This is a genomic window from Domibacillus indicus (assembly GCF_000970685.1).
Lineage (GTDB): Bacteria > Bacillota > Bacilli > Bacillales > Domibacillaceae > Domibacillus > Domibacillus indicus.
Genome location: NZ_LAJB01000002.1, coordinates 660,294 through 671,985, shown reverse-complemented (window position 1 = coordinate 671,985; position 11,692 = coordinate 660,294). Strand labels below are relative to the sequence as shown.

The 11,692-nt window shown below is 46.2% G+C and carries 11 protein-coding genes; 10 read left to right on the top strand and 1 reads right to left on the bottom strand.

Translation table 11 applies throughout. The features are described from left to right. Nucleotide 1: 1 nt before the first annotated feature. The 8 genes from VP98_RS03805 to yajC all read left to right on the top strand — a co-directional run bounded on the left by VP98_RS03805 (nt 2) and on the right by yajC (nt 7,242). Entirely contained in the window at nt 2–1,879 is a 1,878-nt protein-coding gene (locus tag VP98_RS03805) for a PTS fructose transporter subunit IIABC (RefSeq protein WP_046173943.1), read from the top strand. A gap of 132 nt (nt 1,880–2,011) precedes the next feature. Further along, nucleotides 2,012–2,818, top strand: a complete 807-nt coding sequence (locus VP98_RS03800; RefSeq protein ID WP_046173942.1) for a uroporphyrinogen-III synthase — start codon at nt 2,012–2,014, stop codon at nt 2,816–2,818. Nucleotides 2,819–2,900: 82 nt separating this feature from the next. Further along, nucleotides 2,901–3,512: a Holliday junction branch migration protein RuvA gene (ruvA, locus tag VP98_RS03795; RefSeq protein WP_046173941.1), complete on the top strand. Its 612-nt coding sequence runs from the start codon at nt 2,901–2,903 to the stop codon at nt 3,510–3,512. Nucleotides 3,513–3,527: 15 nt separating this feature from the next. Next, nucleotides 3,528–4,532 carry a Holliday junction branch migration DNA helicase RuvB gene (ruvB, locus tag VP98_RS03790; RefSeq protein WP_046173940.1) on the top strand — a complete coding sequence of 335 codons (1,005 nt, stop codon included), beginning with the start codon at nt 3,528–3,530 and terminating at the stop codon, nt 4,530–4,532. Next, entirely contained in the window at nt 4,529–4,735 is a 207-nt protein-coding gene (locus tag VP98_RS03785; RefSeq protein WP_046173939.1) for a DUF2905 domain-containing protein, read from the top strand. Before ruvB ends, VP98_RS03785 begins: the two co-directional genes overlap by 4 nt. A gap of 16 nt (nt 4,736–4,751) precedes the next feature. After that, the gene (queA, locus tag VP98_RS03780; RefSeq protein WP_046173938.1) at nt 4,752–5,810 is read left to right on the top strand and encodes a tRNA preQ1(34) S-adenosylmethionine ribosyltransferase-isomerase QueA; all 1,059 of its coding nucleotides are present in this window, start codon (nt 4,752–4,754) and stop codon (nt 5,808–5,810) included. Then, nucleotides 5,797–6,936, top strand: a complete 1,140-nt coding sequence (gene tgt / locus VP98_RS03775; RefSeq protein WP_046173937.1) for a tRNA guanosine(34) transglycosylase Tgt — start codon at nt 5,797–5,799, stop codon at nt 6,934–6,936. Before queA ends, tgt begins: the two co-directional genes overlap by 14 nt. Before the next feature lie 36 nt (nt 6,937–6,972). Next, complete coding sequence (yajC, locus tag VP98_RS03770; protein WP_046173936.1) at nt 6,973–7,242, top strand: preprotein translocase subunit YajC; 270 nt, start codon at nt 6,973–6,975, stop codon at nt 7,240–7,242. Between the two features lie 130 nt (nt 7,243–7,372). Here yajC and spoVB read toward each other — a convergent pair whose 3' ends face one another. Further along, the gene (gene spoVB / locus VP98_RS03765; RefSeq protein WP_046173935.1) at nt 7,373–8,887 is read right to left on the bottom strand and encodes a stage V sporulation protein B; all 1,515 of its coding nucleotides are present in this window, start codon (nt 8,885–8,887) and stop codon (nt 7,373–7,375) included. A gap of 96 nt (nt 8,888–8,983) precedes the next feature. Between spoVB and VP98_RS03760 the strand changes: the two genes are divergently transcribed. Together VP98_RS03760 and secDF are read left to right on the top strand one after the other, a co-directional pair. Then, nucleotides 8,984–9,304: a post-transcriptional regulator gene (locus VP98_RS03760; RefSeq protein WP_046173934.1), complete on the top strand. Its 321-nt coding sequence runs from the start codon at nt 8,984–8,986 to the stop codon at nt 9,302–9,304. Between the two features lie 113 nt (nt 9,305–9,417). Continuing rightward, the gene (secDF, locus tag VP98_RS03755) at nt 9,418–11,679 is read left to right on the top strand and encodes a protein translocase subunit SecDF (RefSeq protein ID WP_046173933.1); all 2,262 of its coding nucleotides are present in this window, start codon (nt 9,418–9,420) and stop codon (nt 11,677–11,679) included. Nucleotides 11,680–11,692: the final 13 nt, after the last annotated feature.

Here is an 11,692-nt window from a genome sequence, read left to right as displayed (position 1 = left end):
GATGAAAATTACAGACTTGCTGAAAAAAGACACTGTTATTATGGATTTGTCTGCAACGGATAAAGCGTCTGTTATCGATGAGTTGGTTGCAAAGCTGGATCAAGCCGGCCGTTTAAACGACCGTGCTGCCTATAAAGAAGCGATTTTAGCCCGTGAGGCACAAAGCACAACAGGTGTCGGTGAAGGAATTGCTATCCCGCATGCGAAAACAGCCGCGGTAAAAACACCGGCTGTCGCATTTGGCCGGGCAAAAAATGGAATTGATTACGAATCATTGGATGGCCAGCCGTCTACGCTGTTCTTCATGATCGCGGCTCCTGATGGCGCCAACGAAGCGCATTTAGAAACACTTTCAAGCTTATCCGGCTTTTTAATGGATCCTGGCTTCCGGGATGAACTGCTGAATGCGAAAAACGAAGATGAAATAATCCAGGCGTTTGACCTGCGCGAAAATGCCGAGGAAAAAGAAGAAACAGCAGCTCCTGCTGAGACGGATGCGCCGCTCGTTCTTGCGGTAACAGCCTGCCCAACGGGGATTGCACATACGTATATGGCAGCAGACGCACTTAAAGCAAAAGCAAAGGAAAAAGGCCTTAACTTTAAGGTAGAAACAAACGGATCAAGCGGCGTGAAAAATGCTCTTACAGCAGACGAAATTGCCAGTGCAGCAGCGATTATCGTTGCAGCCGACAAGCAGGTTGAAATGGAGCGCTTCAAAGGCAAGCACGTTATTCAAGTGCCGGTCGCACAGGGAATCCGCAATCCGGATGGACTGCTTGATCGTGCGGTCAAACAGGATGCTCCCGTATTCCAGGGCGGAGGCGGGTCCGCCTCTTCCTCTTCGTCTAATGAAGGGACTTCTGCCGGCAGCGCATTTTACAAGCATTTAATGAGCGGTGTATCCGCGATGCTCCCACTTGTAGTCGGCGGCGGTATTTTGATCGCGATTTCGTTCTTCTTCGGTATCGATGCCGTAAATCCCGAGGACCCGTCCTATAATGCATTTGCTAAAGCGTTGAATGATATTGGCGGCGGCTCTGCTTTTGCTTTAATGATTCCGGTTCTTGCCGGGTTTATTGCAATGAGTATTGCGGATCGTCCCGGTCTTGCTCCTGGTTTAGTCGGCGGTCTTCTCGCGGCAAATGCTAATGCTGGCTTTCTTGGCGGTTTAATTGCCGGTTTCCTTGCTGGTTATATTGTAGTTGGATTGAAAAAGCTGTTTGCCGGCCTTCCACAGGCACTTGATGGAATTAAACCGGTTCTTCTGTATCCGTTATTCGGTATTTTAATTACCGGCCTTGTGATGGTTTATGTAATAAACGGCCCGGTTGGTGCTTTAAACAAATGGCTTGTTGATGTTCTTGGCGGTATGGGGACAAGCAACCTTGTGCTGTTAGGAATTATTCTTGGCGGTATGATGGCCGTTGATATGGGTGGTCCTATTAACAAAGCAGCGTTTACTTTCGGTATTGCTATGATTGATGCCGGCAACTTTGGCCCGCATGCGGCTGTTATGGCCGGCGGTATGGTTCCGCCGCTTGGCATTGCGCTTGCAACAACATTCTTTAAAAATCGTTTTACTGCACAGGAACGCGATGCAGGTAAAACAAACTATATTATGGGTCTGTCCTTTATTACCGAAGGAGCGATTCCATTTGCAGCAAAAGATCCGGCTCGTGTGATTCCAGCGGCAGTAGCCGGTTCAGCAGTAGCCGGTGCGCTTACAATGATCTTTGGGGTTAAGCTTCCTGCTCCACACGGCGGAATTTTCGTTTTCCCTGTTGTCCAGGGCAGCGCGCTTTTATACCTTTTAGCGGTTTTAATCGGTGCAGCAGTAACAGCACTTCTGCTTGCCGTTTTGAAAAAGCCGGTTAAATAAAATCATAAACGGCGGTTCAACAAATGTTGAGCCGTCTTTTTTTATTTAACGATATATAAGCCCTGGACTTTTCTATGGAAAAAAGAAACTGAAAGGGATAGTATTAAAAGAAAAGGGAAACGGGGAAAGTAAATGGGAAACTTGCATGGGAAACGAGTCGCCATTACCGGTTCGCGCAAAATGGCGGAAATGAGTATGATGGTACAGAAAAAAGGAGGCACAGCATTGGAGCGGCCTCTTCAGGAAACCATTAAATGCACAGCGGAGAACATGAAAGCATCGGTTGATGAAGTGATTGAGAACGGAACAGACTGGAGCGTCTTTACAACCGGAATTGGCACATCTGCCGTTTTTGAGGCTGCCGCTGAACTGGGGCTTGCCGAACCGTTTTACAAAGCTGTTGCGGCTTCCCAAATTGCAGCCCGGGGTTATAAAACCGTGCAAGAATTAAAGAAACACGGCTTAAAACCAGCGGCAGAAGACAGCGACGGCACCAATGCGGGGCTGCTGCAGGCAATAGAAGAAGTAGATTTGCAGGAATGCCGTGTTTTCCTGCAGCTGCACGGCGAACCAGCACCGGCATTGGAACAGGGATTTGCAGCCAAGGGAGCAAAAATGACTTATATTTTGCCGTATAAAACAACTGTACCGCAGCCGCAAACAGTTACACAGCTTGTAAAAGAAGTTATCGCTGGAGATATGGATGCCGTATTGTTTACAGCAACTCCGCAGGTGCGCGTGCTGTTTCAGGAAGCAGTAAAACAGGGGCTGGCTGAAGAACTGGCTGAAGCATTTAATGAGCGGGCAGCAGCCGGTTCCGTCGGCAGAGTGACGACTGGCACGTTAAACGAATACGGGGTCAGCCGGGTGATTGCCCCGGACCATGAGCGGATGGGGGCGCTGGTTGTAGCCGTTAATGAGTTTTTCAAAGAGAACTGAATATTCAGGGAACAAACGTTTCTTTTTGCGCTTCATTATGATATGATACAATGAACAAAGCGTTTTTAAAGGAGACAAAAATTTGTACGAGTATATTAAAGGAATTATTTCATTTATTGGGCCGGAGTATATTGTCGTTGAAAACAGCGGCATCGGCTATCGGATTTTAACGCCAAATCCGTTTGCTTTTTCAAAACATGAGCAAAAAGAACAGCAGGTTTATTTATACCAGCATATTCGTGAGGATGCTCACCTGCTTTTTGGCTTTGCAACAGCTGAAGAAAAGCGGCTTTTTGAAAAGTTGATCAGCGTATCGGGCATCGGGCCAAAAGGAGCGCTGGCGGTTCTTGCATCTGGAACACCTTCACATGTTGTGAACGCAATTGAGCGTGAAGATGAGCCATACTTAATTAAGTTTCCGGGCATCGGTAAAAAAACAGCCCGGCAGATGATTCTGGATTTAAAAGGAAAGCTTGATCATGTTGTATCTGATTCCTTAACAGGCTTATTTGTTCAAGAACAGGCAGAAACGGAACCAGTGGATAATGAAGCGCTCGCTGAAGCTTTGCTCGCGCTCGAAGCACTCGGCTATTCGGCCCGTGAGATTAAACGCATATCCGGGAAGCTGGAGAAAGAAGAGGCCATGTCGACCGATGAATATATTCGGAAAGGGCTGCAGCTGCTGCTCGGATAACAAGGAGGGACTGTCTTGGAGGATCAACGTGTTCTATCAGGCGGAGCCGGAGCGGAAGAACGGTTTGAAGAACAGTCGCTCCGTCCGCAGACGTTAAGCCAATATATCGGACAAGACCAGGTAAAACAGAACTTGTCTATATTTATTGAAGCGGCATTAAAGCGGGAGGAAACATTAGACCATGTGCTGTTATACGGACCGCCGGGTCTTGGGAAAACAACGATGGCTGCTGTCATTGCCAATGAAATGGGTGCCGGCTTCCGGACGACTTCCGGACCGGCTATTGAACGGCCGGGTGATTTAGCGGCCGTTTTAACGGCGCTTGCGCCTGGTGATGTTCTATTTATAGATGAAATTCACCGTCTGCCGCGTTCCATTGAAGAAGTGCTGTATCCGGCGATGGAAGATTTTTGCCTGGATATTGTCATTGGAAAAGGGCCGGAAGCGAGATCTGTCCGGCTTGATTTGCCGCCGTTTACACTGATTGGCGCTACAACCCGGGCTGGAGCGCTGTCTGCGCCGCTTCGTGATCGTTTTGGCGTTCATTCCCGCCTGGAATACTATACGTCAGATCAGCTGAAAGAAGTGGTAATGCGGACAGCAGACATATTCGGAACGGCAATTGATAAGGCTGGCGCCGAAGAGCTGGCAAGGCGCTCGCGTGGAACACCTCGTATTGCCAACCGGTTATTAAAGCGGGTGCGCGATTATGCGGAGGTTCGCGGGGAAGGGCATATCACTCTGGAGAAAGCAAATGAGGCACTTGAGCTTTTGCAGGTGGACCGTCTTGGTCTTGATCACATTGACCATAAATTATTAACAACGATTTTAGGGCGTTTTAAAGGCGGACCGGTCGGCCTGGATACACTGGCGGCCAGTATCGGTGAAGAATCAGCAACGATTGAGGATGTGTATGAGCCGTATTTGCTGCAAATTGGTTTTTTACAGCGAACGCCGCGGGGAAGAACCGCACTGCCTGCCGCATATGAACATTTTCACATGGAGGTGCCGCCTTTATGACAGGACTGGGCAGACTGTTAATGCTGGCTGGTGCTGTCCTGTTTGTCCTTGGCGTGCTGCTGCAATTTACAAAGCTCGGCCGGCTGCCGGGTGATATTGTCATTAAAAGGGAAAATGCAACTTTTTATTTTCCAATTGTAACATCCATTGTGGCAAGCATTGTGCTGTCGCTTATTTTTTATGTAATTGGAAAATGGAGATAAATTAGAGGTGTAATGAATGAAAGTAGAAGAGTTTGATTTTGAACTGCCGGAAGAATTAATTGCACAGACTCCTTTAAAAGAGCGTGCAGAAAGCCGCTTGATGGTGCTGGATAAAAACGATGGCACACTGATCCACGAAACATTCAAAAATGTTATAGAGTATTTGAACCCTGGTGATCTGCTTGTTTTGAACGATACGAAAGTACTGCCTGCACGCCTTCATGGAATAAAGGAAGAAACGGGCGCCAGCATTGAGGTGCTTCTTTTAAAACAGGATGAAACAGATGTGTGGGAAACACTTGTAAAGCCGGCCAAGCGTATTAAGGAAGGCAGTGTGATCACATTTGGGGGCGGAAAGCTGAAAGCCGTCTGTACCGGTGAAAAAGAACAGGGAGGCCGGCTGCTGCGTTTTGAATATGAGGGGATTTTTTATGAAGTACTCGACGAACTTGGGGAAATGCCGCTGCCGCCCTATATAAAAGAACAGCTTGAGGAAAAAGACCGCTATCAGACAGTGTATGCAAAAGAGCGCGGCTCCGCTGCCGCGCCGACAGCAGGTCTTCATTTTACTGAACCGCTGCTCGCCCAGCTGAAGGAAAAAGGGATACAAATTGAATTTATTACCCTTCATGTCGGCCTTGGCACGTTTCGGCCGGTATCCGTTGATTCAATTGAAGAGCATGACATGCACGCGGAGTATTACACAATTTCAGCGCAAACAGAAGAAGCGATCCGGGAAACGAAAAAACGCGGCGGCCGTGTGATCGCTGTTGGCACAACATCTGTCCGTACGCTCGAAACGGCTGCGCGTGAACACGGCGAGGTAAGGCAATCAAGCGGCTGGACTGATATTTTTATTTATCCAGGATTTGAATTTAAAGCAATTGACGGCATGATTACGAATTTTCATTTGCCAAAATCAACATTAATTATGTTAATCAGTGCGCTGGCTGGAAAAAATCATGTGCTTTCAGCATATGCAGAAGCAGTCAAGGAAAAATACCGCTTTTTCAGTTTCGGAGATGCGATGCTGATTATCGATTTGAAAGGTGACAAACAGAATGACAGCCATTAAATATGAACATATTAAAACATGTAAACAAACAGGAGCACGCCTGGGCCGTGTTCATACGCCGCACGGCAGCTTTGAAACACCGGTTTTTATGCCGGTCGGGACGCTTGCAACCGTTAAAACGATGGCGCCGGAAGACATTAAGGCAATGGGCGCCAATATTCTGCTCAGCAATACGTATCATCTGTGGCTTCGGCCAGGGCACGACATTGTCCAGGAAGCAGGCGGCCTTCATAAGTTTATGAATTGGGACGGGGCTATTTTAACGGATTCTGGCGGATTCCAGGTGTTTTCCCTGAGTGAATTCCGAAAAATCGAAGAAGAGGGTGTCCACTTCCGCAATCATATTAACGGGGATAAATTATTTTTATCACCGGAAAAAGCGATGGAAATTCAAAATGCGCTTGGTTCAGACATCATGATGGCATTTGATGAGTGCCCTCCATATCCAGCAGAGTACGAATATATGAAAAAGTCTGTGGAGCGGACATCACGCTGGGCAGAACGCTGCTTAACCGCACACAAGCGCCCGGACGACCAGGGGCTGTTTGGTATTGTACAGGGTGGAGAATACGAAGAGCTCCGCAAGCAAAGCGCCCGTGACCTTGTATCGCTGGACTTTCCTGGATATGCCATCGGCGGCCTGTCTGTTGGAGAGCCGAAAGATGTTATGAACCGTGTACTTGAATTTACAACGCCGCATCTGCCGGCAGACAAACCCCGTTACTTAATGGGCGTCGGCTCACCGGATTCATTGATTGACGGAGCGATACGCGGCATTGATATGTTCGACTGTGTACTTCCGACGCGGATTGCGCGAAATGGAACGTTAATGACAAGTGAAGGCAGGCTGGTTGTAAAGAATGCCAAGTATGCCCGTGATTTTGGGCCGCTTGACCCAAACTGCAGCTGTTATGCCTGCAAAAATTATTCGCGTGCTTATGTCCGCCACTTACTTCATTGTAATGAAACATTCGGAATTCGACTTACGACTTACCATAACCTCCATTTTCTGATAAACTTAATGGAAAACGTACGTCAAGCGATTCGAGAGGACCGGCTTGGTGATTTCCGCGAAGAGTTCTTTGAACAATATGGGTTTAACCGTCCGGATGCAAAGAACTTTTGACGTTGTTCTGTTTTTGGAAAGGAGTGAAAAAGACGAATGGAAGCTTTAGCACAATTTCTCCCATTAATCGTTATGTTTGCGCTGTTTTATTTTCTGTTAATTCGCCCGCAGCGCAAGCGTCAGCGGCAGGTAATGGAAATGCAAAACAATTTGCAAAAAGGTGATAAAATTGTCACGATCGGCGGACTGCATGGGATGATCGAATCATCTGATGAAACAACTATCACGGTCGTTGTTGGAGATGGTACACGTTTGACATTTGACCGTTCAGCAATACGTGATGTAGTTGACAAAAGTGCCAAGTAAGGAAAACCAGGCTGTATGAAAACACCTGTTTTTCAACGCCCGCTGGCGGACGAAAAGTGGAATAGTTTTCAAAGCCATAAGTATTCTTCTGCATGAAGCACTGAAAGCCCGGATTTTTCTCCGGGCTTTTTTACGTGCGCCAAAACAGAAGGGTGTTTATATCTTCTTTTTTGAAAATACCGAGAACAGCCGCACCGAACAAATAAACAGCCAAACAGCCCAGAATGCCTCCTCCAAGATAAAGAAATGTGTTATGCATTAGAAACGGCAGAAAAGCATGGGAGCCCAAATACGTGAAAGCAAGCAGCAAAACAATTTTCGCATAAAGTCCGTACTGGAGAGAAAATGGAACAGATTTAAGCATAGACGCTGTATGAAGAAGGGTAACAAGCACGATGCCAGCCGATATCGAAATAGCAGTTCCGCGAATGCCGAACGCCGGCTGGCTGGATAAAAGGAAGATAATGCAAAGCTTGACTGCTGCTCCATAAAAGCTGTTCAGCATGGCAGCACGCGACAAGTTCAGTGCCTGCAAAACCGCCTGCAGTGGTCCCTGACAGTAATAGAAAAGAAAAAAGGGAGCCATAAGCTGAATTAAATCTGCTCCTTTTTTTATATGATACATAACAAGCATTAAAGGTTCGGCAAATAAAAACAGAACGACTGCCGCAAATCCGCCGGAAAACAGGCAAAAACGGATTGATTCGTTTACCCGCCATGCAATAGCACTGAATTTTTTTTTGCTGAATGACTCGCTTATATCCGGAACAAGTGAAGAGGAAAGAGCCACCGTTAAAAAAGAGGGCAAAAACATAAGCGGAAGTGCATAGCCGGTTAATACCCCGTATTCTTTCATTGCTTCACTGGATGCCAGTCCGGCAATTGCCAGGCTTTTTACCACCACAATAGGTTCAAGAAACCAGGCTCCCGAGCCGATCAGCCGGCTTCCAACAGCAGGGAGAGCTGTCTCGGCAATTTCTCCGGAAAGAGCCCGGCTTGTCCACCTTCCAGGCCACTGGCGGACTTTTTTCCACTCCGGGCGAAAGGAGGCGAGAAGGTAAAAAAGTGACATAAGCTCTCCGACTGAAGCAGCGGCCATTGCTCCAGCTGCCGCATATTCAATGCCATACGGCAAGAGCAGCCGCCCCGTAGCAATAATCAGCCCGATCCGCACAATCTGTTCAACAAGCTGTGAGATGGCGGCCGGCTTCATATGCATTTTCCCCTGAAAATAAGCACGGATAATGGAAGAAACAGCAATAATAGGCACAGAAGGAGCAATTGCATAAAGAGGCAGAACCGCCCGCTTATCATGAAAAAGAGACTCGGCCAGGTAAGGAGCAAACAAGCAGAGCAGCGGCGTTAAAACAACAGCTAACGAAAGAGTGATAAAAAGGGATGTGTATAAAATATGCTTTCGCTGCGCGTCATTTTCTGCCGCCGCCACACTTCGGGTGACCGCGACGGGCAGCCCGAACTGAACAGCTGTGACCGTTAAAATAAATGCCGGGAAAACGGCCATGTACAGGCCGACTCCTTCTTCTCCAATTAAGCGGGCAATTACCATTCGATTAACAAAGCCAAGAATTTTAACAAGGAAAATGGCACCCGCCAGCCACATCGTTCCTTTTATAAATGATGACAACCTGCCACCGCCTTTTTAGGAAAGTAATTGTAAAGAAAATATTGTATAATGAGATATATGTGCTAAGATGGACGAGCATGACAGGGGGCATTCAGAATGGGGAAGCATCCATACGACATGTATTATGACAAGCTGCTGCCGGCATTGGTCAGCAAAGTGGAAGAATTCAGGCTGCTTGATTACCAGACGGCGGAGACAGCAACACTCTGGCGTTATTTGCTGAGTAAAAAGTGGAAAAAAACCGATGAAGAACGGCCGCTTTCACGGCTGGTCGGCGATATTTTATCAGTCAAGCCCAGTGATTATATGAATTTTATGCAGCTTGCCGCTTTCAAAACGCCGGGATGGGGGGAGCCGTTATCCGAGCAGGAGCTGGCTTCTTTATTTGATCCCCGGAAAGATCAGGAAGTAAATTGACAGTCTGTTTTTTCTCATTCATAATGAAGAGTGCTGAGGAATTCTGGTATTCGTTACCGGAATTTTTTTTATCAACTTGTTCTTTTACATACAATAAGGAGTGGAAATGAAGAATGGTAAAACGAAGCCGTATCGTTGCTTTTTTGCTTGTTGTCCTTGTTTTGTTTGGTGCAATGGGCGGAACGGCAGGCGATATTGTCAAAAATATTAAATTAGGCCTTGATTTGCAGGGCGGTTTTGAAGTGCTCTATGAAGTTAAGCCTGCAAAAGAAGGACAGAAAATAACCGAAAGCGTTGTGGCTGACACGGCCGAAGCACTCGATCGCCGCATTAACGCACTTGGTGTCAGCGAGCCTAGTATTCAAGTAGAAGAAGGAAATCGTATTCGAGTCCAGCTTGCCGGTATTGAAGACCAGGAACAGGCGCGGAATATGCTGTCGACACAAGCAAATCTGTCTTTCCGTGACGTAAATGACAATTTAATGATGGATGGAAGCGACCTGGTAGAAGGCGGTGCCGAACAGTCATTTACAGAAACGGGGCAGCCAAACGTAGCTGTTAAGCTGAAAGATAAAAACAAATTCAAGGAAGTAACGGAAAAAATTGTCACGATGGCCCCAAATAATCAGCTTGTAATCTGGCTTGATTTTGAAGAGGGTGTTGATTCGTTTGCTAAAGAGGCACAGAAAGAAAACCCGAAATTCTTATCTTCTCCTAATGTAGACGAAGTGTTTAATACAACGGAAGTAACCATTCAAGGCAATTTTACTGTAGAAGAAGCTCAGGAACTGGCAGCTTTATTAGATGCAGGCGCTTTGCCGGTTAAATTAAATGAAATATATTCTACATCCGTTGGTGCGCAATTTGGCGAAAAAGCGCTGAACGAAACTGTTCTTGCTGGTATTGTCGGCATTGGAATCATCTTTTTGTTTATGATTCTTTATTACCGGCTGCCCGGCTTAATTGCAGTCATCACGTTAACGGCCTTTCTTTATTTAACCCTGCTTATATTTGACTTGCTCGGTGCGGTTATGACATTGCCGGGTATTGCGGCACTCATACTCGGGGTTGGAATGGCGGTGGATGCGAACATTATCACTGCTGAAAGGATTAGGGAAGAAATCAAAATTGGACGCTCTATAAAAGCTGCATTTAAAACAGGAAGCAGCAATGCGTTTCTTACAGTAGTGGATGCAAACTTAACAACCCTTTTAGCGGGCGGTGTATTATTTTATTTTGGAACGAGCTCCGTTAAAGGATTTGCGACTACGCTTATTATTAGCATCCTTGTCAGCTTTATTACCGCTATTTGGGGGGCAAGAGTTTTAATGAGCCTGCTTGTAAAAAGCAATTGGCTTAACGACAGACCCGGCTGGTTTGGTGTAAAGAAATCCGCAATTTATCCAATTAGTGAAGGATACGATGCGCTCGATCTGCCAACTAAATTTGATAAGCTTGATTTTGTTAAGCCTCATAAAAAATTATTTGCTTTTTCAGCTGTTGCCATTATAGCAGGCATGATTGTTCTTGCTGTTTTTCGTTTAAACCTGGGAATTGATTTCTCAAGCGGTTCCCGCCTCGAATTATTAGCTGATCAGCCACTGACCGAGCAAGCCGTGGAAGCGGAGCTGGATAAACTCGGCTATGATGTAAACGTGACGCTTGGCGGAGACAACCAAAACATAGCATCCGCGCGCTTTGATGAAGCACTGACACAGCAGGAAATTGCAAAAGTAAAATCTAGTTTAGATAAAAAATTCGGTGCCGAACCAAATATTAGCACCGTATCACCAGTAGTCGGAAAAGAATTGGCGAAAAATGCTGTCAAGGCACTTGCTATTGCAGCGGTAGGGATTATCTTATATGTAGCTTTCCGCTTTGAACTTTACATGGGTATTGCTTCTGTATTGGCTTTGCTTCATGACGTGTTTTTCATTATTGCGTTTTTCAGCTTAACCCGTTTAGAGGTGGATATTACTTTTATAGCAGCGGTTCTTACCATTGTTGGATATTCCATAAATGACACAATCGTTACATTTGACCGGATTCGTGAAAATCTGACAAAGATCAAAAAAATTACCGCGCCGGAACAGCTTGATGGTATTGTTAACAAAAGTATTCGCCAGACATTAGCACGTTCTGTGAACACGGTGCTGACTGTCGTTATTGCCGTAATAGCTTTAATTATTCTAGGAAGTACATCAATCCTAAATTTCTCAATTGCTCTGCTTGTCGGCTTGATCGGCGGCGCATATTCTTCGATCTTTATTGCAGCCCAGCTTTGGCTGATCTGGAAAAAGAAAGAACTGAAGAAAAAAGGGAAGCTTATTACGTATAAAGAAAGAAATACGAGTAAAGATGAGCTTCAAGTGTAACAAAAAGCGTCCA

Bases quoted from the DNA above. Each gene is read 5' to 3' on its own strand.
- VP98_RS03805 (WP_046173943.1), top strand. From the start codon at position 2: ATGAAAATTACAGACTTGCTGAAAAAAGACACTGTTATTATGGATTTG.
- VP98_RS03800 (WP_046173942.1), top strand. From the start codon at position 2,012: ATGGGAAACTTGCATGGGAAACGAGTCGCCATTACCGGTTCGCGCAAA.
- VP98_RS03785 (WP_046173939.1), top strand. From the start codon at position 4,529: ATGACAGGACTGGGCAGACTGTTAATGCTGGCTGGTGCTGTCCTGTTT.
- queA (WP_046173938.1), top strand. From the start codon at position 4,752: ATGAAAGTAGAAGAGTTTGATTTTGAACTGCCGGAAGAATTAATTGCA.
- tgt (WP_046173937.1), top strand. From the start codon at position 5,797: ATGACAGCCATTAAATATGAACATATTAAAACATGTAAACAAACAGGA.
- yajC (WP_046173936.1), top strand. From the start codon at position 6,973: ATGGAAGCTTTAGCACAATTTCTCCCATTAATCGTTATGTTTGCGCTG.
- VP98_RS03760 (WP_046173934.1), top strand. From the start codon at position 8,984: ATGGGGAAGCATCCATACGACATGTATTATGACAAGCTGCTGCCGGCA.
- secDF (WP_046173933.1), top strand. From the start codon at position 9,418: ATGGTAAAACGAAGCCGTATCGTTGCTTTTTTGCTTGTTGTCCTTGTT.